Source organism: Paenibacillus sp. FSL H8-0315 (assembly GCF_038005365.1).
GTDB lineage: Bacteria > Bacillota > Bacilli > Paenibacillales > Paenibacillaceae > Paenibacillus_AQ > Paenibacillus_AQ odorifer.
In genome coordinates, this window is sequence record NZ_JBBOTA010000001.1 from 1,917,922 (window position 1) to 1,939,548 (window position 21,627).

General features: G+C 45.9%; 21 protein-coding genes, 1 rRNA gene and 1 other annotated feature. All 22 genes read right to left on the reverse strand.

The window, feature by feature from the left end:
- Positions 1-119: 119 nt before the first annotated feature.
- Positions 120-1,677 (reverse strand): 16S ribosomal RNA (locus MHB56_RS08330).
- A 454-nt stretch (positions 1,678-2,131) separates the two neighbouring features.
- Positions 2,132-3,898 carry a LysM peptidoglycan-binding domain-containing protein gene (locus tag MHB56_RS08335; protein ID WP_341143465.1) on the reverse strand — a complete coding sequence of 589 codons (1,767 nt, stop codon included), beginning with the start codon at positions 3,896-3,898 and terminating at the stop codon, positions 2,132-2,134.
- 304 nt (positions 3,899-4,202) lie between these two features.
- Positions 4,203-5,084, reverse strand: coding sequence for a branched-chain-amino-acid transaminase (gene ilvE / locus MHB56_RS08340; RefSeq protein ID WP_036685189.1), 882 nt, complete (start codon positions 5,082-5,084; stop codon positions 4,203-4,205).
- A gap of 4 nt (positions 5,085-5,088) precedes the next feature.
- Positions 5,089-5,976 (reverse strand): prephenate dehydratase, encoded by an 888-nt coding sequence (gene pheA, locus MHB56_RS08345; RefSeq protein WP_036685188.1) that lies wholly within the window; start codon positions 5,974-5,976, stop codon positions 5,089-5,091.
- Entirely contained in the window at positions 5,973-6,950 is a 978-nt protein-coding gene (gene thrB, locus MHB56_RS08350; protein ID WP_038573028.1) for a homoserine kinase, read from the reverse strand. Before thrB ends, pheA begins: the two co-directional genes overlap by 4 nt.
- Before the next feature lie 59 nt (positions 6,951-7,009).
- Positions 7,010-8,296, reverse strand: coding sequence for a homoserine dehydrogenase (locus MHB56_RS08355; protein WP_036685184.1), 1,287 nt, complete (start codon positions 8,294-8,296; stop codon positions 7,010-7,012).
- A 33-nt stretch (positions 8,297-8,329) separates the two neighbouring features.
- The gene (locus MHB56_RS08360; RefSeq protein ID WP_038573029.1) at positions 8,330-8,767 is read right to left on the reverse strand and encodes an ACT domain-containing protein; all 438 of its coding nucleotides are present in this window, start codon (positions 8,765-8,767) and stop codon (positions 8,330-8,332) included.
- Between the two features lie 158 nt (positions 8,768-8,925).
- Entirely contained in the window at positions 8,926-10,287 is a 1,362-nt protein-coding gene (locus MHB56_RS08365) for a hypothetical protein (protein WP_341143466.1), read from the reverse strand.
- A gap of 66 nt (positions 10,288-10,353) precedes the next feature.
- Complete coding sequence (locus MHB56_RS08370; RefSeq protein ID WP_248549646.1) at positions 10,354-11,130, reverse strand: hypothetical protein; 777 nt, start codon at positions 11,128-11,130, stop codon at positions 10,354-10,356.
- Positions 11,131-11,144: 14 nt separating this feature from the next.
- Complete coding sequence (locus tag MHB56_RS08375) at positions 11,145-11,891, reverse strand: hypothetical protein (protein ID WP_341143467.1); 747 nt, start codon at positions 11,889-11,891, stop codon at positions 11,145-11,147.
- A 10-nt stretch (positions 11,892-11,901) separates the two neighbouring features.
- Positions 11,902-13,224 (reverse strand): SPFH domain-containing protein, encoded by a 1,323-nt coding sequence (locus MHB56_RS08380; RefSeq protein ID WP_038573034.1) that lies wholly within the window; start codon positions 13,222-13,224, stop codon positions 11,902-11,904.
- Positions 13,225-13,434: 210 nt separating this feature from the next.
- Entirely contained in the window at positions 13,435-14,745 is a 1,311-nt protein-coding gene (gene obgE, locus MHB56_RS08385) for a GTPase ObgE (protein WP_036685174.1), read from the reverse strand.
- A gap of 15 nt (positions 14,746-14,760) precedes the next feature.
- Positions 14,761-15,501, reverse strand: a complete 741-nt coding sequence (locus MHB56_RS08390; RefSeq protein ID WP_076105522.1) for a Spo0B domain-containing protein — start codon at positions 15,499-15,501, stop codon at positions 14,761-14,763.
- A 243-nt stretch (positions 15,502-15,744) separates the two neighbouring features.
- A complete protein-coding gene (gene rpmA, locus MHB56_RS08395) occupies positions 15,745-16,056 on the reverse strand; it encodes a 50S ribosomal protein L27 (RefSeq protein WP_036685171.1) in 312 nt (103 codons plus the stop codon).
- A 17-nt stretch (positions 16,057-16,073) separates the two neighbouring features.
- On the reverse strand, positions 16,074-16,409 hold the full coding sequence (locus tag MHB56_RS08400; RefSeq protein ID WP_036685168.1) for a ribosomal-processing cysteine protease Prp: 336 nt from the start codon (positions 16,407-16,409) through the stop codon (positions 16,074-16,076).
- Between the two features lie 12 nt (positions 16,410-16,421).
- Entirely contained in the window at positions 16,422-16,733 is a 312-nt protein-coding gene (rplU, locus tag MHB56_RS08405; protein WP_036685166.1) for a 50S ribosomal protein L21, read from the reverse strand.
- Between the two features lie 14 nt (positions 16,734-16,747).
- Positions 16,748-16,834, reverse strand: a sequence feature (ribosomal protein L21 leader region).
- Positions 16,749-16,916: a hypothetical protein gene (locus MHB56_RS08410; RefSeq protein ID WP_155288184.1), complete on the reverse strand. Its 168-nt coding sequence runs from the start codon at positions 16,914-16,916 to the stop codon at positions 16,749-16,751. It overlaps the preceding feature by 86 nt.
- Positions 16,897-18,138, reverse strand: a complete 1,242-nt coding sequence (locus tag MHB56_RS08415; protein ID WP_076129388.1) for an Rne/Rng family ribonuclease — start codon at positions 18,136-18,138, stop codon at positions 16,897-16,899. The genes MHB56_RS08410 and MHB56_RS08415 overlap by 20 nt, the downstream gene beginning before the upstream one ends.
- Before the next feature lie 54 nt (positions 18,139-18,192).
- Positions 18,193-19,035 (reverse strand): M50 family metallopeptidase, encoded by an 843-nt coding sequence (locus MHB56_RS08420; protein WP_036685160.1) that lies wholly within the window; start codon positions 19,033-19,035, stop codon positions 18,193-18,195.
- Positions 19,028-19,924: a M23 family metallopeptidase gene (locus tag MHB56_RS08425; protein WP_076218574.1), complete on the reverse strand. Its 897-nt coding sequence runs from the start codon at positions 19,922-19,924 to the stop codon at positions 19,028-19,030. Before MHB56_RS08425 ends, MHB56_RS08420 begins: the two co-directional genes overlap by 8 nt.
- 201 nt (positions 19,925-20,125) lie before the next feature.
- Positions 20,126-20,920 (reverse strand): septum site-determining protein MinD, encoded by a 795-nt coding sequence (minD, locus tag MHB56_RS08430; RefSeq protein WP_036685156.1) that lies wholly within the window; start codon positions 20,918-20,920, stop codon positions 20,126-20,128.
- Positions 20,921-20,925: 5 nt separating this feature from the next.
- The gene (gene minC / locus MHB56_RS08435; RefSeq protein ID WP_036685154.1) at positions 20,926-21,585 is read right to left on the reverse strand and encodes a septum site-determining protein MinC; all 660 of its coding nucleotides are present in this window, start codon (positions 21,583-21,585) and stop codon (positions 20,926-20,928) included.
- Positions 21,586-21,627 lie beyond the last annotated feature (42 nt).

The following is a 21,627-nucleotide window of genomic DNA, read 5'->3' on the forward strand; positions in this document are numbered from 1 at the left end:
TTACTTGAGAGCTTAAACTCTCAAAACTGAGCAACGAGTGAGTAACAGGCCTAAACCTGAGTTTTGGAAGCTGAACTTCCGATTTGAATGTCCTCATTGCAGAGAACGATTCTCCATAGAAAGGAGGTGATCCAGCCGCACCTTCCGATACGGCTACCTTGTTACGACTTCACCCCAATCATCTACCCCACCTTCGGCGGCTGGCTCCCTTGCGGGTTACCCCACCGACTTCGGGTGTTGTAAACTCTCGTGGTGTGACGGGCGGTGTGTACAAGACCCGGGAACGTATTCACCGCGGCATGCTGATCCGCGATTACTAGCAATTCCGACTTCATGCAGGCGAGTTGCAGCCTGCAATCCGAACTGAGACCGGCTTTGATGGGATTGGCTCCACCTCGCGGCTTCGCTTCCCGTTGTACCGGCCATTGTAGTACGTGTGTAGCCCAGGTCATAAGGGGCATGATGATTTGACGTCATCCCCACCTTCCTCCGGTTTGTCACCGGCAGTCACTCTAGAGTGCCCAGCCTTACCTGCTGGCAACTAAAGTTAAGGGTTGCGCTCGTTGCGGGACTTAACCCAACATCTCACGACACGAGCTGACGACAACCATGCACCACCTGTCTCCTCTGTCCCGAAGGCCGCTGCTATCTCTAGCAGATTCAGAGGGATGTCAAGACCTGGTAAGGTTCTTCGCGTTGCTTCGAATTAAACCACATACTCCACTGCTTGTGCGGGTCCCCGTCAATTCCTTTGAGTTTCAGTCTTGCGACCGTACTCCCCAGGCGGAGTGCTTACTGTGTTAACTTCGGCACCAAGGGTATCGAAACCCCTAACACCTAGCACTCATCGTTTACGGCGTGGACTACCAGGGTATCTAATCCTGTTTGCTCCCCACGCTTTCGCGCCTCAGCGTCAGTTACAGCCCAGAAAGTCGCCTTCGCCACTGGTGTTCCTCCACATATCTACGCATTTCACCGCTACACGTGGAATTCCACTTTCCTCTTCTGTACTCAAGCCACCCAGTTTCCAGTGCGACCTCAGGTTGAGCCCAAGGTTTAAACACCAGACTTAAATAGCCGCCTGCGCGCGCTTTACGCCCAATAATTCCGGACAACGCTTGCCCCCTACGTATTACCGCGGCTGCTGGCACGTAGTTAGCCGGGGCTTTCTTCTCAGGTACCGTCACTCCGGTAGCAGTTACTCTACCGGACGTTCTTCCCTGGCAACAGAGCTTTACGATCCGAAAACCTTCATCACTCACGCGGCGTTGCTCCGTCAGGCTTTCGCCCATTGCGGAAGATTCCCTACTGCTGCCTCCCGTAGGAGTCTGGGCCGTGTCTCAGTCCCAGTGTGGCCGTTCACCCTCTCAGGTCGGCTACGCATCGTCGCCTTGGTGGGCCGTTACCCCACCAACTAGCTAATGCGCCGCAGGCCCATCCCTCAGTGACAGATTGCTCCGTCTTTCATTCTTCTCTCAGGAGAAAAAAGAAATTATCCGGTATTAGCTACCGTTTCCGGTAGTTATCCCAGTCTGAAGGGCAGGTTGCCTACGTGTTACTCACCCGTCCGCCGCTAAGTTATTTTGAAAGCAAGCTTTCAAAATAACTCCGCTCGACTTGCATGTATTAGGCACGCCGCCAGCGTTCGTCCTGAGCCAGGATCAAACTCTCCAATTAGTATTGAAAAGAGCGATATGCTCATTTTGAAACATCTGACGAGAAAATTAATTCTCTAATTTTGGATTTCACTTACGTGATTTCCTACTCACTCGTTGTTCAGTTTTCAAAGATCAAGTTCTCGTTGGCGCCGTTTAATGTCTCAGCAGCAACTCTTATAATATATCATGCTTTCTGATTTATTGCAACTCTTTTTTTCAAAGTTCTTTGCAATCTAATTCAGATTAACATTCACCAACCGAAAGCTTTATAGTTCCTCTTTGCGACTGGATTTATAATGTACCATATATCCCTATATAAAAACAATACTTAAAAATTTATATTTTATAAATAAGTGCTTTTGCCCCACTTTATTTAACATCTTTTATCCCTATTTACCTATAAAAAAACGTGTAGATTCTAAGGATACAGAATCTACACGTAAGTCAAACAAAGGGCTTAATATATAAATTTATTAGTTTGAAATCCAAGGATTTCTACGTTTTTTAGTACTCGCTGCTGAACCTTGAGATTTCGTAGCAGTTTTGCTTTTCTTGCTACTAGGTTGACCTGAGGTCTTTGCTTTTTTGCCTGTTGCTGTTTCCTTTGCTACATTCCCCTTATTCTTGAGAGAAGCGTTAGAAGTTGACTCATCAGTCTCTGTTCTAGCCGTTTCGGGAGATTCCTGCACGAACGCTTCAGGTTCTTGAATTTCCGGCACCCGATTATGCTGCGAATAATTACCTATCCCTGGATACTGCGGATTGGATGGAATATTAGAGTTATCCGGTCCACCAAATGCTCCAAGCGTAGAAGTAGGTACCATTCCCTGATTAGGCATTCCTGCTCCATATGCGGAAAAAGCGTTTGGATTCCCATATTCAGGATAGGTGTTATATACAGGCATGTCATATGAATAAGTTTGCACTGGTTGAATATGCACGCCTCCGCACCCACAAGTTGGCCAAGGAAGGTTCGGCGTCTGTCCTCCATATTGAGGAACAGCATACGGGGAGAAATCCCCGCCAACATTCATGCCAGCAACATTAGCCTCCATCGGATTCCACTGTCCTGGACTCATATTAGGGGCAGCATTGGGATTCCATTGCTCTGGGCTTATGTTTGGCGCGGCATTGGGATTCCATTGTTCTGGGCTCACGTTAGGCGCTGCATTGGGATTCCATTGTTCTGGGCTCACGTTAGGCGCTGCATTGGGATTCCATTGTTCTGGGCTCACGTTAGGCGCTGCATTTGGATTCCATTGTTCTGGGCTTATGTTTGGCGCGGCATTGGGATTCCATTGTTCTGGGCTCATATTAGAATACATATTGCCCGAAAAATAACATGGTGAAATACATTCTGGTGCATAAGCCATTGGCTGAACATAACTTGGTGCCCAGTTCATGTTCATATTAGGGCTATTTTGATATGAATCATAGAGATAAGGATTTCCTCCCAGTCCCGGGTATCCGTTGGAATTATCCCATGTGCAATCATTGTCTGCTTTCTTCTCAGCTTTAGGTGCTTCTTGTTGAGCAATCGGTTCTTGATTTGGAACCGTAATCTGAACAAATAAACTCTGCATTTCAATTTCTTGCACAGGAGCAACTTCCATTTGCATATTAGGTGCAGGATTGGGTGCAATGTTTTGTGTATTAATAGGGGCGATGTTTAGCGATGGGTGTGGTGAAGAATTAGATTCAGGTGAGATATTTGTCGCTGGTTTAGGTGCTGGTTTAGCTTCTGGCTTTATTTCTGGTTTGGTCTCTGGTTTAGTTTCCGGTTTAGGTGTAGGCACTACCTCAGCAGCAGGCTGTTCTTTGGGACCTGTATATTCCTTGCCACCCACCTGCGTTTTCTCTGACGCATTAGACGGTGTATACCCAGGCTGTGTCGGTGAGGTATTGGATACTTTTTTTGGAATATTTACTACTTCCCCTAACATAAGTACATTTGGATTCTTTAGTTGGGGATTGGCCTCAACCATATCCTTCAAAGGAATTCCCCAGGCTTTAGATAATTTCCACAAGGTATCTCCTTGTTTAACGGTGTGCTTGTAGTAAACTTCACTGTTCTCCGGTACGGATACAGGGGCCGTAGGTATTTTTACTTTGTCTCCAACCGCTAACACATTCGGATTACTGATCTGCGGGTTTGCTTCAATAATTTTTTGTAACGGCACTCCGTACTTTTGCGATAATGCATACAAACTATCGCCTTGTTTGACAATGTGTATTTTCACGTAGCATTAACCTCCTAAAAGTTTTGTGGAGTATTGCTTTCTTTACAGCTACACAGCAAAACTGACTTCGAAAGCAAACACCCTTTTCATGGAACATTGCTCTCTTACAAAGTTATATGCGGTACAGCCGCCTCCTTCGTTACTACATCTTATGCAGCCCATGGGCGAATGACATCCCCGAAATAAAAAAAATCCTTTCATGATCCATGAAAAGATTAACCGGAGACTCCCGTTTTCTTCTGCATGTATGCATAAAAGGACTTCTGATGCGTATTCAATGCTATTTACGTTGTATGATTAGTCTTTATTCCCAAACCTTATAGCCATCTTTATCAACCACATTACGGAACTCTTCGAGCAGCTTCAAAGTGATTGGACCCGCTTGTCCTTCACCAATGATCCGGCCGTCAATTTCACGTGCAGCAATAACCTCAGCAGCTGTGCCAGTGAAGAACACCTCGTCCGCTATATAAACATCATGCATTGTGAACGGTTCTTCTTTCAGTTTAATACCTAATTTCTCGCAGAGCTCAATGATCGCCAGACGGGTAATTCCTTCAAGGGCTCCCAAGTAACATGGAGGAGTGAAAACTACACCATTTTTGATGATGAAAATGTTATCGCCCGATCCCTCAGTAACATAACCTTGAGCGTTCATCATGATGGCTTCGTCGGCTTCTGCCAAGTTGGATTGGATTTTTACTAGGATATTGTTTAGGTAATTAAGCGATTTGATCTTTGGATTGAGTGCATCCGGAATATTACGGCGTTGGGACACAGAAACTGCACGAAGTCCGTTCAAATACGCTTGTTCTGGGTAAATAGCCAGTTGCTCAACGATAATAATTACACTAGCTTTTGGACAACGGCGTGGATCAAGACCTAAGTTCCCTGGTCCCCGGGAGACGATCAGTCGAATATAGCCGTTCCGCATGTCATTAAGACGAATCGTTTCAGCCATAGCCTCCAGCATCTCATCATACGTTAGCGGAATGTCCAGCATGATCGATTTTGCCGAATCATACAGTCTGTCCAAATGCTCTTTACATTTAAAAATATTGCCGTTATAGATACGGATACCTTCAAAAATACCGTCTCCATACAAAAAACCGTGATCAAAAACGGATACCTTTGCATTTTCCTTCGTTACGTGTTGTCCATCCAAATAGATCCATTGCTCAGCCATGAATTTACTGCACCTCCGCTTTCTCTTCCTCATAGGTGTATGTGGGATACGAGCCCAGAATCCTTACCTGACAGCCTAAAGCACTAATTTCTTCAATAGCCCCTGGCAGCAGAACAGATTCTATCGGTTCCAGCACATCAATATAAAAATAATAAGTACCCAGCTTCTTCTTCGTTGGTCGTGATTCAATACGCGATAAATTCAGTTTCCGCCAGGAAAAAGCAGCAAGCACCTGATGCAAGGCACCTGGAAAATCCTCTGGCAGCGTTACTAGAACACTCGTCTTTACTCCTGTGCTGCTCCGCGGAAGATCTATCTTCTGTGGACCAACCAGGACAAACCGTGTGTAGTTGTTGTTGTGATCTGTAATTTGCCGATCTACAATCTCCAGCCCATGAGTAGCGGCGCCAAGAGCGGTACCGATAGCAGCCCAGCCCTTGCCGGGATTGTTTTTGACGATTTCCACAGCTTCAGAGGTACTTCCGACCGACTCCAGTTCAGCCCAAGGGGCATGCTTACGAACAAATTGCATACATTGTGCCATTGCTACGGGATGCGAAAGGATTTTTACCATCTTGGTGAAATCCTTGTTGCCGTCTGTATCTGTGAATTCCCTTGGGTTACCGATAAGATTCTGTATCGATGGAAAAATCCATTCCGTCTGCATTGGCAGATCCACTTCATTGATGAGCCAATCGATGTGAAGACTAACTGAGCCTTCAATGGTATTTTCAATCGGAATCACGCTGTAATCGGTGGTACCATTCGCCGTAGAGAGAAATACATCAGAAATTAACTTGTGATGCACAAGCTTTACAGGTTCACCGTTAAACAAATGCAGCAGCGCTTCGTGGGATACCGAGCCCTGCGGCAATACCGCTATTGATTTCATGACCGTACTCCTTTTATCATATCCAAAAATGATACGTTTTGCATCTCGTTTATTTCGAGCAGCTCTGTAGTAACTCCAGAAGCACAAGGTGTTAACCAGCAGGTCCGAGCGGAAATGCCATGTTCCTGCATCGTATTCTTCAAGAAGGCCTCAAGCTCACTCTTACGGGTCTCTTGGCGATCCACTAAACATAGCAGAGTCGGTCCAGCACCGCTAAGTGCGATCCCTAAAGCACCGTGTTCAGGAGCTTCTGCGAGCAGCTTCTCCATGCCCGGTATAAGCGGTGCACGATACGGCTGATGCAGGCGATCCTGCATCGCTCTGCTAAGCAGGTCAAGCCGGCCTGATGCCAGCGAAGCCGTCAATAGAGAGGTTCTGCTGATGTTGTACACAGCATCACTAACTGAGATTTCTGTTGGAAGCAATCCCCGCGCTTTTGTGGTTTCCAGTTCAAATTCAGGAATAACCACCAGCACCTCAAGATTTTGTGGTGGTTCTAGCCGAACATAATCCGCATGTTCACCATCCCACACGGCAGTAATAATGCCGCCAAACAAGGAGGCACCCACATTATCGGGATGTTTCTCAAGCTGGGTAGCCATATCAAACAGCTTAGCATTATCCAGCGGAGAGCCAATCATTGTGTTCGCTGCGGCCATTCCGCCAATAATAGCTGAGGCACTGCTGCCGAGTCCACGCGTAAGCGGAATTTCCGAGTACATGGATATCGATAATTCAGGCACCGTAACGCCTGCTTCTGCAAATACCATTTGAGCGACCTTATAGAGTAAATTGCTCTTATCCTGAGCCACTCCATTCATCTCATCACCATATAGATGAAAAACAGTCTCCTCTGCTTCCTCCATCTCAATCCAGGCATATAGCGGCAATGCCATACCCAGAGTATCGAAGCCCGGACCAAGATTGGCAGTACTAGCAGGCACTTTAACCCTAGCTCTTCCGTAAATACTCATAACAGGTACAATCTCCTTACTATGTTTTGAAATATGAAAGTATTAGTTCAGTGGCTTGGTTAACCTTCCACACGATAATGGCTCTTAATCCGGCGGATGACTTTCAACTCCTCGAAATGGCGCAGCACTTTGTTCATGCTTGCTTTACTAGCGTTATGAGTGACAATAATGATCTCCGCATCAGGATTATTGGGATTGGCTTGCTGAACTACTGAATCCAAACTTACATCATATTCGGCAAACACTTGAGTAATCTTAGCCAATACCCCTGCTTTATCATCAACATGCAGAAGCAAAAAGTTTTTATAAAAAATAGCTTCATCACTCTTAAGCTTTTTCTGCTTGTAAGGTACTTTTTGCTTCAATCCATTTACACCTAGTTTAAGGTTCTTAATGACAGCTACCAAATCAGCTACCACTGAGGTTGCAGTTGGCATTGCGCCCGCACCCGCACCGTAGAACATGGTCTCTCCCACTGCTTCCCCGTATACGTAAACTGCGTTGAACACGCCATTGACGGAAGCCAAGGGATGACTAGCCCGAATCAAGGTTGGCTGAACACTGATGCTGAATTCTTCATCCTGACGTTCAGCGATGCCTAACAGCTTAATTTCATATCCGAGACGTTTCGCAAAGGCGATATCCGCCTTACTCACCTGAGAAATCCCACTCACACTTACATCATGCAGCTCCACATTAGTACGGAAACCTAAGGTTCCGAGAATCGCCATTTTGCGGGCAGCGTCCAGGCCTTCCACATCCGAGGTTGGATCAGACTCTGCGTATCCCAGATCCTGCGCTTCTTTTAACACATCATTATAGGATGCGCCTTCTTGGCTCATTTTGGTTAGTATGTAATTAGTCGTTCCATTCACGATACCTATAATCTTCATAATCTTATCTGAAGAAAAGCCCTCGATAAGTGTGCGGATAATCGGAATGCCTCCTGCTACGCTAGCCTCATAAAAGACATCACATTGCTTCTCCTGCGCCTTAGCAAGAATCTCCGAGCCGTGCAGCGCCATCAAATCCTTGTTCGCAGTTACGACATGTTTACCGCGTTCCAAAGCTTCAAGAATATATTCTTTGGTTCCCGCGATTCCCCCCATAACTTCAACGATGACATCAATTTCAGGATCACGAATCACATCCCATGGATCTGTCGTTATTTTAGCAGGATCAACCTCGATTTCGCGTGGTTTATTAGAATTATTCACAGCTATACGTTCAATGACAATTGAAGAGCCTACCTGGCTGCTTAAATCCTCTTGATTCCCTTCCACGATACGAACTACACCTGTGCCTACTGTTCCCAGGCCCAGCAACCCCACTTTAACCGGCTTCATCTGTCTCCTCCTAAAAGTTTACGAATATAGTTCCTATCCCTGTCCAACGATTAAAGCACGCTTCACTCCTGGAATCTCTTTCAGACTATCCAGCATCTCTCCGAGTTCCTCATTTAAGTGTGAAATTTCTACGGAGATCACCACATTTGCCCGCCCTTGCAGCGGAATACTCTGGTGAATCGTCAACACATTAGCCCCATGTCCCGCTACAGAGCCTAGTACCTTGGAAAGCATTCCAGATTCGTGCTCCAAATCCATGGAAATCGTAACGATCCGCTCTCGTTCGAGCTGATGGATCAAATGAATTCCATCCTTGTATTTATAAAAAGCGCTTCGGCTTAATCCCACCTGCTCTACACCTTCATTTACGGTCTTCGCATCCCCGGCCTCAAGCAATTGTTTAACCTGCATAGTCTTAAGTACAGCATCAGGCAATATGTCCTCCCGGACCAAATAATAGCGTTCTCTCACGAACGTCCTCACCTCAAAGACTTTTGTGTTTTCTTAGTGGACATTATATCGGAAAAGGCTTGTAAAATGCAATAACTTTATCTGGATGCTCCAAGGCCGGGTAGTTAGGTGTAGTAAAACCCCCGGATTCCCGGGGGCAGAAGGCAATCGTATGTACACTAACTGTATGGAATCGTCGTCCCGCAATAGTCACAGATTTTATCCTGCCCTGGAAGTACTCTACTCTTAGCACCGCAACTCGGACAAACGATGGATTTCGGCAGTTGGACAGGTGGCTTAGGCCTATTCTCCGGCAATGACTGCCGTCCAGATGATGGCTGGTTCTCTGATGCCGCGGAGAGCTGTGCCCGGTCAGGATGTACAAGATTGGGCGGTTGTTTATCTAAGAGCTTAACACGTCCTTCATAATAGACAAGATCAGAAGCAAGTAACCCCCATCTCACCAAATACCGTAGGTCTCTACGTACATCATCTTCACTTTGTTTCGTGATATCAGCTAAATTACCAATATGCCTAACATCATCCACTACGATCAGCATGAGATACTTCTTGCACAGAAAATCAAAGTTTTCTGTTGCGAAGGTAGCCCTCCCTGCAAAGCTGTCCGCCGGAATTATAAAGATCACGTAGAGGACCACCAGAATGATCAATAAAGTGTACCACTTAAAATCCCCTTTGTAGGTCCCCACGGCGAAGAGGACAGCAAGTTCCATAAAAGCTCCCATACATACATGATAGAGCAATTTGTAGTTAAATGATTTCCGCTCATTCTTATAATGAGTGCTTACAAAACGAAGCATCGCAAGTACAAACCCAAGCGGAGCAAACAAATAGGCAATCGCCATGATGATTCGATCAAACACTGTCCGGTCTCGCTTGTTACGGTAGCGAGGGTTATTCTCAGGCGCACGCACCAGTGCTTGTGCCCGTTTGGAATAAATAAGCTTCGGCGGCAATTTTACAAATGGATTGTCTACACGTCCTTCATAATAAACAATATCTGGAGAAAGCACTCCCTGATCTTTTAAATATTCCAAAACCTCGCGGACATTCTCTTCACTGAATCCGCGGATATCGGATAGGCTGCCGATATGCCTTATGCCGTCCACAAGAACCAATGCGATATAGTCATTGCAAAGATAGGTGAATCCCTCTCTCCATCCTACGGCCCTAACCGACAATTTGATGGCGGGAATCCTAAACAATGCGTAGATAATCACCAGCCTGATCAAGAGTGCGACATAATCGATTTGACCGAGTAGCTTGCTAATAATGAAATAGATCGCCAATTCTACAAAGGCACCCATACACGCATGATAAAACAGGTTAATATTGCTTGCTTTGCGCTGTCTCTTGGAATGTGTAGATAATAACCGAATGGCAGCCAATATAAAGCCAACCGGAGCAAATACATACGCAAACACAATAGTCGTATAATCAAACGCCGTCCGCTCATATTCATGCTTGTACACAGGTTTTCCCGATGTCGGCGGCTGTCTGCGTATATCCAATCCACTCATTTTGTCTTTAATCCCCTTATTTATGTAATCCTATATGCGATGCAGCTAATCTGTTGGTTGACGGCATTAATTGTACGGGATCTTCGTTCCACAGTAATCACAGCTTTTAGATTGGCTTGGGAGCACAGTATTCTGGGCTCCGCACCCCGGACAACGGATAGACTTAGGCAGTTGCGGCGGAGACTGAGGCTGCGCAGGTATCTGCTGCCCCGATGCTTGGGTTCTCCCCGTTCCTCCAAAGCCCGAAGTACTTTCAGGGTAACCTTGATTAGCTGCTGATGGTTCTGGCGTCTGGCGCCCTTCGGATAATGCGACATCAATATCAAGCAGTCCTTTATCCTTCAGATACTGGACATCTCTCCGTACATCACTTTCACTTTGGCCTATTCGTTCAGATATACTGCCAATATGCCGGATATTCTTATTTCGAATCAGCTCTATATAAGAAGTGTTAAGCTTAGAAAGGGTATATTTAGCTTTCGCTGTCACACTGGCCAGTATAAAAGCTGGAGTCAAAAACATGATTGCAATTAAAATAAGCGTTGATACTAATTCAGAAGTTCCAAATTCCCCATTGAGCGCACTAGAAAACATAGCAATAGAAAGTTCAACAAACCCACCAATAAATACATGCATCAGCAGATTGAGGTTAGTCGGTCTACGGTAATTTTTGTAATGCGTTGTCATCAAACGTAACAAGGCAAGCACAAGTCCAACTGGCATCAGCAGATAAGCAGCCGCGAGAATAACATAATCAAACCCGGTACGTTCGTATTTAAGCCGGGGAACGGCTGCATTTCCTCCCGGGAGCGGTGACGGCTCTTGTAGGTTCAAACTGTTCATGTAGTAAACTCCTCCTATTTAAGTGCCGCTAATTCACGGTTACGCCGCTGAAGTGTAGACTTTATACTCTCTGACATCTCATTTACTTCTACCTGCCAGCCCTCATGTGGCTCTTGGGTCGCCAGCAGTAGCTTCACGTGATCATGTAACAGAGAAATCTGCTGCTGCAGAATATCCTCTGTAGCATATAAAGACGGTTCTGATATCGGATCACTGTACTTAAATTTTCCCTCCAACATATCTAACACGTTCACTAGCTGCTCGGATTCGGAATTCTTCCAGCTACTAGCCAGCTCACTCATTTCAGTTAATTCGTTCTGATACCGCCGAAACTTTTGTAAAGACCTTTTGGCTTGCTGTTCCCCTGCCCCAGCATTCCACCCGTAAAGCCCTATCGCGGCCAAAGTGATCGCTCCTAACACAAGAATCAGCAATTGATCGGCTGCGTACCACAAGGCGGGTAACTCCAGCAGCCAATCGAAGAGTAAGGCCGATACAAATACGATGGCTGCATAGATTCCCGTAATGATTGCGCCGCTGATAAGAACAGGCGGAGTCTGCTGAATGCTACTTGCCGTTCGGAGCCAAAAAATACAATAGCCATAGATTACACTCTCTGCTAGCAGAACCGCGGATAAAGAAATTATGAACCGAAACAGTGAGTCGGAGAAACCTAATCCAATAAACGAGAACACTGTCAGTACTATAGCTACCGCATAAATGATGGTAATAATGTATATATATCTCCTGCTTTTGTTCATTAGGTCCTCCTTAGCCTGCTTTTGTTCCGCACTCTGCACAGAATTTTTGTCCAGCTTTCAGCTCATGTCCACAGCCGCTGCATTTAATCACCATGCTGTCTCCACAATGAGGACAGAATTTCACCCCTGGCGCTACCATAGTCCCACATTTACCGCAAGCTTTAGGCATTTCTTTTCCACAGGAGACACAAGAAGCCGCTCCCTCAGGATTATCTGCTTTACAGGATGGGCAAGGACGATAAGGATTCCCGCAACCTGGACAGAACTTAGCTCCCGCATTTAGTTCATGCCCGCATTCAAAACATTTGATCTTGTTCGCAGAGGGAGAACCTTGCGGGTTGCCTCCAAGCGCCTGCCCACAACCGCTGCAGAACCGTCCCTCTACTGGATTCATAACTCCACACTTAGAGCAGGAACGCTGCTCTTGACGTATAACTGTAGTCCCTGAATCCAAGTTCATCCCTCTAGTCATACGGTTCACCATATCCATAGCGGGTCCAGCAAATCCCATTCCAAGTCCAAGCCCCATCCCGGTGTTCATCATGCCCACTCCAAGATTGCCGGGATTACCTGCCGCTTCTTCCATCGTGTCAAAACCACGCTCCTGCTGATAGGTGAAGCCCATGATATCCATTTCCGCTTTTTTAGCCAAAGCTTCCTTCAAACGAATCGTTGCCGGATCATCCTCTGGAATATTGATCGAATCAATATAGAAATTATTCAGCTCAATGCCATTATCCAAGAAAGCCGAGGCTAGTCGGCCCTGAATATGTTTGGAGATCTCTGCAACATAAGCATTAATCTCCAGTATGCTGATTTGCTTGTGCACAAGGTAAGAAGAAATAAGTTCATTTATATTCGACATCAGCAGTCCGCGGAAATAACTGATAAGCGTTTCATGATCAAACTGCGGGAGCGTCCCTACGAGCTTCAGCAAGAATTTTCGCGGATCATCGATTTTTACACCAAACTGCCCAAAAGAACGAACAGAAATCATAATTTTGTATTTGGGATCCTGAAGCTGTAAAGGTGAGCTCGTTCCCCATTTGACATTCATCGAATTCGTCTTATTCACATACCATACTTCAGCCGTAAATGGTGATTTTCCACCAAAAGGAAGATTAACGATATTGGATAAAATAGGTATATTAGCGGTGCTTAGGGTGTGCCGCCCAGCTGTAAAAGAATCAAGCGCTTGTCCGCCCTTGAATAGAATCGCTTCCTGGGATTCATTAACGATTAGTTGTGTCCATGTCCCCAGCTCCTGGTTAGGATATTTCCATGCAAATATACCTGGAGGACCGTCATACTTCACCACTTCTATAATTGCCATCTGCTATTCCTTCTTTCATTATCTTATATATAAATAACGTGTACGCTCCCAAATGGGAATTAGTGTATTTCGATATTTATTGTATACGATATATATCGTGTTTTGGGTTCTTTTATTGAAAAAAATTACTGATCTCCTCACAAAAAAAGCGCCAACTATGCTATCCCTTTACAGGAAAACCATAGTTGGCGCTTCATAGTCAGCTAAATATTAATAGTAGCTGCTGTTCTCAACGAATTCGAATTCGAAATCAGCGATACGGACAATCGTTCCTTCTACAGCACCGCGTTTACGAAGCTCTGCATCTACACCCATATGACGCAAAGTCCGTGCCAGCTTGAGAATCGCATCATGTGTGCTAAGCTGCATGCGCTTCAGCATACGTTCGATACGTGGGCTTGTGACCACAAACGCCTCGTTATCACGTGTAATAGTAAACGAATTATCCTCTTCTGCTTCCAGCTTATACACCTTACGTTCAGTAGTTTCAGCAACTTCCTCAACCACCGGCGCAACCGGAATGCTGTCGAGAATATCCGTTGCACGATATAGGAGCTCCTGGACACCCTGACGGGTAAGGGATGAAATTGGCATGATTTCTAAATCCGGCCGCACCTCAGCTACGCGTTCGCGGAAAGAAATAAGATTCTCTTCTGATTCAGGCATATCCATCTTATTCGCCGCCACAATCTGCGGACGATCGATTAGACTAGCATTGTACTGCTTCAGCTCATCATTAATTAGAACCCAATCCTCGAAGGGATCACGGCCCTCAGAGCCAGACATATCAACTACATGAATGATGATACGCGTGCGTTCAACGTGACGCAGGAATTCGTGACCCAGACCTATGCCTTCACTAGCTCCCTCGATTAATCCAGGCAGATCCGCCATCACAAAGCTTCGGCCATCCCCAACATCCACTACCCCTAAATTCGGTGTAATTGTTGTGAAATGGTAAGCTCCGATTTTGGGCTGAGCTGCGGACACAACCGACAGCAACGTAGATTTACCCACACTCGGGAAGCCTACAAGCCCTACATCAGCCATTACCTTAAGTTCCATAACAACATAACGCTCTTGGCCTTCTTCACCGTTCTCCGCAAGCTCTGGTGCAGTATTATTAGCTGTGGCAAAACGGGTGTTACCCCGGCCTCCACGGCCTCCACGTGCAACTACAACCTGTTGTCCATGACGCGTCATATCGGCAATGATCTCTTGCGTATCATCGTCAATCAGAATGGTTCCTGGCGGAATACGAACGATCATATGATCCGCATTCGCTCCATGTTGGCTTTTGTTCCGTCCTTTAATCCCTTTGTCAGCTTTGAAGTGGCGCTGATAACGGAAGTCCATCAACGTGCGCAGTCCCTCATCTACACGGAAAATAACGTCGCCTCCACGGCCTCCGTCACCACCGGCAGGACCACCCTCCGGTACATATTTCTCCCGGCGAAACGCAACGAGACCATCCCCGCCGTCACCGCCTTTAACATAAATCTTAGCTTTATCTACGAACATAAATGTTCACCTTCCTCACATTTCAAGCGGTAATCGCAGCTCTACATAAGCCCTGCTAGGCTTAAACTGCTCTGCTTTCATGATTTTTCCTTGTACTATATTATAAATTTGCCCTTTGAGCAGCTCGGGATTGCCATGCTCCCCCTCGCCTTCGAAGGAGATAAGAATGTCTCCTCCATCCTGAAAAAAGCCAAGGCGCAGCTTGCGCGTCTCCCCCTGAGGAGCCAGCCCGTTGTACTGATAAGCCCGTATGGTCTGCATAATCACTGAAGTCAGCTCATCTCCTGCTTCTGGATTTAGCTTGTCCTCTAGCTGCAACCCTTCCTCCACCTGAACTTCCAATTCCAGACTAGACCTGTTAGTTCGGAAGGATTGGATATAGAAAACCAATGAAGGAATGCCCAACTTAGCGATACGACTATCAAGTGCTATGCGTTCCTTTATTCTTTCCACACACTCCACGGATTTATTAGGCTTTCCAAGCTGAATATATCCGTATAGAATCTGCAAATCGTTCATCCAATCATGTCGATGATGATTCAGTGTCCGAATCGCCGCCTGTTGCAGAGTGTTCTCTTGTATACGCAGCTCCCGTTCATAATGACGCTGGCTCCAGATAAAACTGAAAGCAACGATTGCCACTACCCAGACTCCGAGTAATAGACACGTCAGAAGAGAAGTATGCCAATACAAAAGACCTAAAGGAAGCATTACGGATAACATGACTGCCCAGATTGCACTTTTCCAGGATTTCATTCTTTCTCCCCGTCCCTCAGTTCGCAAAATTCATGACTTCGTTTAGATAATTTGTTTTGTTAGTATCATTTACCATTTCCTAGTATAACACACGCGTTCACTGTAGTTCACCAGAGATAATAACGAGAATTTCACATCTATCTAACCATTCCAACTTTGCATCACAAATAATTATGAATATTCTACAAAAAAGCCTCCGGCACTCATGCCGGAGGCTTCTACTTGCTCATATGGTCCGTAAGCTTACGCTTCCAGTGCCGCTGCTACCGGAGCGACATCAACTGGGTACACGCTCACTTTTTTGCGATCGCGGCCCCAACGTTCGAACTTCACTACGCCATCCACCATTGCGAACAAAGTATCATCTTTACCGATGCCTACGTTAGTTCCTGGGTGAATTTTTGTTCCGCGTTGACGAACCAAGATGTTACCGCCGGTTACTGCTTGACCGTCAGCACGTTTCACGCCAAGACGTTTGGAATGGGAATCCCGTCCGTTTTTTGTGGAACCTACACCTTTTTTCGATGCGAACAATTGAAGATTCAATTTCAACATGTTGTCAACCTCCTTCTTTAAATATTTACTTGCTGTATTTGAATATACTTCCCGTATGATTCTGCGATATCATTCAGCATCACGACCATGGATTCAAGCAGCAATTGTACCTTCGCGGAAGTATCGAAATCTTCAACAGAACTTAATGTTCCACTTAAGAATCCGTTCTTCATGGATGTATCCATGGAGATTCCGGTCAAGGTCTCAATCGAATTGACGGTTCCAACTGTTACAGCGGATACCCCGGCACATACGATATCTTCGCCACGCTTCGCATAACCCGCATGCCCCTTAACCTCAAAGCCAACGATAGTTCCTAGATCCGATAATCGTGTAATCCGCACGCTAATCATTAACGCACCTTCTTACGCTTGAATCTTCTCAATAGTTACTTTCGTGTACGGTTGACGATGACCTTGTTTCTTGTGGTAGTTCTTCTTAGGTTTGTATTTGTAAACTACAACCTTAGCGCCTTTACCATGTTTCTCGACTTTAGCTGTTACAGACGCGCCGCTTACTAGCGGAGTTCCTGCAGTCAGACCACCATCATTAGAAACAGCCAATACACGGTCAAAAGTTACACTTGCGCCGTCTTCAGCTTCCAACTTTTCAATGAACAAAACGTCGCCCTCTTGGACTTTGTATTGTTTACCACCAGTTTCGATAATTGCATACATTTTACTTGCACCTCCTCATGTCTCAGACTCGCCTAGTCTAGGTGGCAGAATTCCCGTAGGAACTGCGCTTATGTACCCGATCGGAGCGGTTACAGCATGTGCAGGATCAACTGCATCAAACACATACTTGAAGATAGTATCATACTTATGACTTATCGTCAACTCATTCCAGCCATTCTCCAACTTTTCCGGTTCCCCCGCAGCACTGGCAAATCACAGGCGCAAAGCTGGCTGAATCATGCCTTGCCTTCTTTCTGGTCATCTCGAGCAGCCCGAGTCTTGTCCACCCCAAAATATGTGTTTTGGTGCGATCCTTGCAGATCACTTTCTCTAATCGCTCTGTGACCATCTTGCGGTGAAGCTCTTGTTCCATATCAATAAAATCGACAATAATGATTCCACCAGTATCGCGTAACCGGATCAAACGACCGATCTCCTCAGCTGCGAGCAAATTCGTATTAGTAACCGTTTCTTCAAGCGATGCTCCGCCAATGTATTGAGCGGTGTTGACATCAATTACGGTTAACGCCTCTGTCTCATCCCAGATCATTGTTGCTCCGCCCTCCAGCGTGATTTTGCGGCTGAAGCTCTTGAGCAATTGATCCTGAATACCATAAGCAGCGAAAATAGACTCCGCTCCATTATAAAGACAGACTGGCTTGTACCCTTCAGGAGCCATGTCGTCCAGAAAGGCTGTTGCTTCTCTAGCTGCGGCAGATGAATCAATAATCAACTGATCCCGTTGCGGATTAAAGGCATCTCTTATAAAGCGTTGGACAATACTAAGATCACGATGTAGTAAAGCGGGAGCCTCTACCGTTTGTGCCTTACGTGTAATATTCTCCCATTGGGCACGTAAAAAAGAAAGATCACCCTCCACAGCTTCATGTGGCTCGTCCTGAGAAACCGTCCGCATAATAAGCCCTTCTTCCTTCATTCGCAGACGTTCTCCGATTCCTTTGAGACGACTGCGCTCTGCATCCCGGCTTATTTTTTTGGAGACACCGACGTATTCTGCAAAGGGCATGTACACCATCCAGCGTCCGGGCAACGTATAATGAGTCGTTACACGCGCGCCTTTTCCGCCGCTCGGCTCTTTCCGCACTTGAACAACAATATCCTGTCCCGGCTGCAAAAGCGTCTCGATAGAGGGCTTCACATCAGGCTGTTTATCCAAATTAGGATGCAATACATCATCAACATATAAAAAAGCATTCTTCTTCTGTCCGATATCAACAAAAGCAGCCTGCATACCTGGAAGTACGTTAATCACACGGCCCTTGTAATAACTGCCGACCAACCCTTGCTGCTGATCGCGTTCAGCCGCGTACTCCACCAGCCTTCCGTTTTCCAGAAGAGCCATTCGGGTAATGTGCTGCGTGCAGTGAACGATCATCTGTTTCATGGCTTCACCTCTGGTTTCGTTCGTTCATTCCTTCACATTCTCTGCATAAATACACTATATTCCGAAGTAGGTTGATATTAAGCGCTGTTCCGGCACAACAGCAACAACATTTCCTTTACCGTTTAACACATAGATAAAATGATATTGATTACGTTTAAATAGACGCAATATATCATCTAAAGGTTTCGCAGATAATGCAACTATTGGACGAGCTACGCTTCCTGTTCGCAAATGATACTCATAAACAGCCTCCCGATTCATCAAAAAAGCAACAAACCGGTACGGTAAATTACGATGGTCGGTGAAATTCGAATACAGCAGAAAAGCTCCGATCATGACCATATTCAGCCTAAGGCCTCCACCCGCTCCAAGAGGCAGCAGCGCATATATAATCACAAGGACACTTGCGGCTACACTCACCCGTCCAGTCCATAACAAAGTGTAGTAATAAGGAAGTACTAAACTAATAGTGGCCTGAAGCACTTTACCTCCGTCAAGCGGCAGCACTGGCACTAGATTAAAAAGCCCAATAATGGCATTGGCATGAATAAAATAGGTCAGAAATTCCTGATTGCCATAACCGGCTTGTTGAAGTCCAAAAGCAATAACGATCATAATTCCATTTTGCAGTGGACCGGCGAGGGCTATTCCGATCTCACGACTGGCTGTAAGCCGCCCATGATCTTCAATAACAGCCACTCCGCCAAACGGAAGAAGCTGAACCGACTTAACTGTAACACCAGCCAAAAGAGCCGCAACGACATGTCCCATTTCATGAATGAAGACAATCGTAAATAAGGTGAGCAGCTCTAGAAATTGTCCCGTGACCACGGAGAATAACATAATGATCACGAACAGTGGATGTAGTGACAGTTCGATACCAAAGATCCTAATCAAACGATACCACTTCTGTAGGATCAATATAAGTCTTGTCTTTCATCACTGCGAAAAATAGTGTTGAAGCTGAGGATACGTCCTTCTCCATCATCCAACCGAGTGAATCCCCGCTCTGCACCCAGTCATCAACCTCCAGCTTGGTGCCGCTCAAATGTCCGTATTCTGCAGTGACACCGCCTGAATGCTGAACAGCAATTCGAATACCCCCTTCCAGCTCTTTAGAGATGGAGAGAATACGTCCCATGTCTATACTTTTCACCGTCACATTTAAGGTTGAATCGATTTGAGGCATAATTTCCACCCCTTTTAGCGTAGATGCAAAAGGCTGGACAATGCTCCCAGCTATCGGGGCAGTGAGTTGATGATGAGCGGCCACTTTTTGAGCAGGCTCATCTTTATCCCCAAATATCGGAATGAACGCTGGAGCTCCGTTAAAGTTCTCCTCATACCAGACTCTCACAGCCGTGAAATCCATGTCATTGCTTAACGCATCACTAATAAAAGCTTGCATCTTATAGGACCATGGCTGATGTACCGCAAAAATCCCCCACACTGCTCCAAACACAAGAACACTAGCAACAAAGCGCCGAATAAAACCGGCAGTAAAATTTGAGCCTCCACCGCCGTTATCCTCCCAGCCTCCACGACTCTTTTTCCACATCACCTCTGGATCGGGCTCTACAGAGGATTGATCGGCATTCTTAAATCCTGTTCCCCATTCCTTAAAGCTCGTACTCTTATCCGGCATAATAAATAAAGGGGGAGCCTCCGCTATTTCTAGTTCCGGGACTTCCGAAACTCCTGAGACTGCTGAGACTTCCGGGAGTTCCTCCAATAAACTACGAATACGCTCCTTGCGGCGATTCTTGATATCTGATTTCTGATCCATATTTATCCCTCCGGACGGGCTTGTTTTACTTCCATTTTATGAAGCACGGAAGTCTCTTTAGAACAAGCCCCTCCAAGACAGACCATTTAAATCCCGGAAATGCCATACATTCATATGTATTCAAAAAAATAAGCCCCACCATAGATTTCTCTACTGGTGGGACCCGTGTATGCTTCTTATCATAGGATTGCTTAGTAAAAATTAAGCCATGCCGAAAAATTTCTTAAGTTTCTTAAATGCTCCCGGTTTCCGGTCAAGCTGCATCAGGGGTACAGCATCACCTAGAATTCGGCGTGCAATATTGCGATAGGCAATAGCAGCTGAAGAATCGGGATTCATAACTGTAGGTTCTCCGTTATTTGCGGCTTTAATGACTAATTCATCATCCGGAACAATTCCGATAAGATCAATGTTCAGCACCTGTAATATATCCTCAATATCAAGCATATCCCCAGACTTCACAAGACCTGGGCGAATACGGTTTACCACCAATTTCGGCGATTCCACACTCGACTGTTCTAATAGTCCGATAATACGATCGGCATCCCGCACAGCGGCATGCTCTGGTGTGGTAACCACAATCGCTTTATCCGCACCGGCAATCGCATTGCGGAAGCCGTGCTCGATTCCTGCCGGACAATCGATCAGAACATACTCATATTCCTTTTTTAGTTCAAGAATGATATCTCTTACTTGTTCAGGAGAGACAGCCGTTTTATCCTTTGTTTGAGCTGCAGGCAGCATATACAATTCATCAAAGCGCTTGTCTTTAACTAGCGCTTGATTTAGGCGGCAACGTCCTTCCGCTACATCCACAAGATCATAAATAATACGATTCTCAAGCCCCATAACTACATCCAGATTACGCAGTCCAATGTCGGTATCGACGAGACATACTTTTTTGCCCTGCAGTGCAAGTGCGGTTCCAATGTTGGCTGTTGTGGTTGTTTTGCCAACTCCGCCTTTGCCCGAGGTTACGACTATCGCTTCTCCCATGGAGGCTACACCCCTTTAAACACATTTAAATCCTGACGTAATTTGACCAAATTATGAATCTTATCGATCTGCATAGCTCCGTTTGTTAAATATGCAAATTCCATACTGCTTTCTCGGGTTTCCCATTCATCGGGCGGACGACTAATAATATCGGCAATTCGCAGCTGCGTTGGAGACATTAAAGAAGCAGCTATAATTGCTTCCTCATTCCCGTCTACTCCAGCATGCGCCATCCCTCTTAGCGAACCTAGTATATAAATATCGCCTGAACAGGTTATGGTCCCCCCAGGGTTCACATCCCCCAGATATAGAAGATTTCCGTTATGGTGCAGCACCTGACCGGAACGTAGAATTCCGCTCATCAGAAACAATGCGTCATTATCCTCACTGCCGGGCGCTGGAAGCGCCTCTATAGATCGAATCAACAGATTTCCCTGTCCCTTAAGAATCTCCAGCACAGCTTCCTTATCTTCCTCAGTTACGGTACGATTGCCCAGCTTTATGTCCACATGTACAATCGGTCCAGTTAAAATATTTTGATGGCTGTGCTCCAGCTTATAGCGAAGCTCGCTCAGAAGATCTTCAAAGGGACATTTGTCGTCTAGCAGGAATATCAGGCCATCCTTGATGCCCTTAATCCTTACATGCTTGGATTTTACTGTCATATGCCTGGCCCCCTATCCTCATTCATTCGTGCCGGGCCCCTT

Excerpts from the sequence above, each read along its gene's own strand:
- obgE (WP_036685174.1), bottom strand. The coding sequence starts at position 14,745 with ATGTTCGTAGATAAAGCTAAGATTTATGTTAAAGGCGGTGACGGCGGG.
- rpmA (WP_036685171.1), bottom strand. The coding sequence starts at position 16,056 with ATGTTGAAATTGAATCTTCAATTGTTCGCATCGAAAAAAGGTGTAGGT.
- MHB56_RS08365 (WP_341143466.1), bottom strand. The coding sequence starts at position 10,287 with ATGAGTGGATTGGATATACGCAGACAGCCGCCGACATCGGGAAAACCT.
- minD (WP_036685156.1), bottom strand. The coding sequence starts at position 20,920 with ATGGGAGAAGCGATAGTCGTAACCTCGGGCAAAGGCGGAGTTGGCAAA.
- rplU (WP_036685166.1), bottom strand. The coding sequence starts at position 16,733 with ATGTATGCAATTATCGAAACTGGTGGTAAACAATACAAAGTCCAAGAG.
- MHB56_RS08380 (WP_038573034.1), bottom strand. The coding sequence starts at position 13,224 with ATGGCAATTATAGAAGTGGTGAAGTATGACGGTCCTCCAGGTATATTT.
- pheA (WP_036685188.1), bottom strand. The coding sequence starts at position 5,976 with ATGAAATCAATAGCGGTATTGCCGCAGGGCTCGGTATCCCACGAAGCG.
- MHB56_RS08415 (WP_076129388.1), bottom strand. The coding sequence starts at position 18,138 with ATGAAACAGATGATCGTTCACTGCACGCAGCACATTACCCGAATGGCT.
- MHB56_RS08375 (WP_341143467.1), bottom strand. The coding sequence starts at position 11,891 with ATGAACAAAAGCAGGAGATATATATACATTATTACCATCATTTATGCG.
- MHB56_RS08425 (WP_076218574.1), bottom strand. The coding sequence starts at position 19,924 with ATGGATCAGAAATCAGATATCAAGAATCGCCGCAAGGAGCGTATTCGT.
- thrB (WP_038573028.1), bottom strand. The coding sequence starts at position 6,950 with ATGAGTATTTACGGAAGAGCTAGGGTTAAAGTGCCTGCTAGTACTGCC.
- minC (WP_036685154.1), bottom strand. The coding sequence starts at position 21,585 with ATGACAGTAAAATCCAAGCATGTAAGGATTAAGGGCATCAAGGATGGC.
- MHB56_RS08370 (WP_248549646.1), bottom strand. The coding sequence starts at position 11,130 with ATGAACAGTTTGAACCTACAAGAGCCGTCACCGCTCCCGGGAGGAAAT.
- ilvE (WP_036685189.1), bottom strand. The coding sequence starts at position 5,084 with ATGGCTGAGCAATGGATCTATTTGGATGGACAACACGTAACGAAGGAA.
- MHB56_RS08400 (WP_036685168.1), bottom strand. The coding sequence starts at position 16,409 with ATGATTAGCGTGCGGATTACACGATTATCGGATCTAGGAACTATCGTT.
- MHB56_RS08390 (WP_076105522.1), bottom strand. The coding sequence starts at position 15,501 with ATGAAATCCTGGAAAAGTGCAATCTGGGCAGTCATGTTATCCGTAATG.
- MHB56_RS08355 (WP_036685184.1), bottom strand. The coding sequence starts at position 8,296 with ATGAAGCCGGTTAAAGTGGGGTTGCTGGGCCTGGGAACAGTAGGCACA.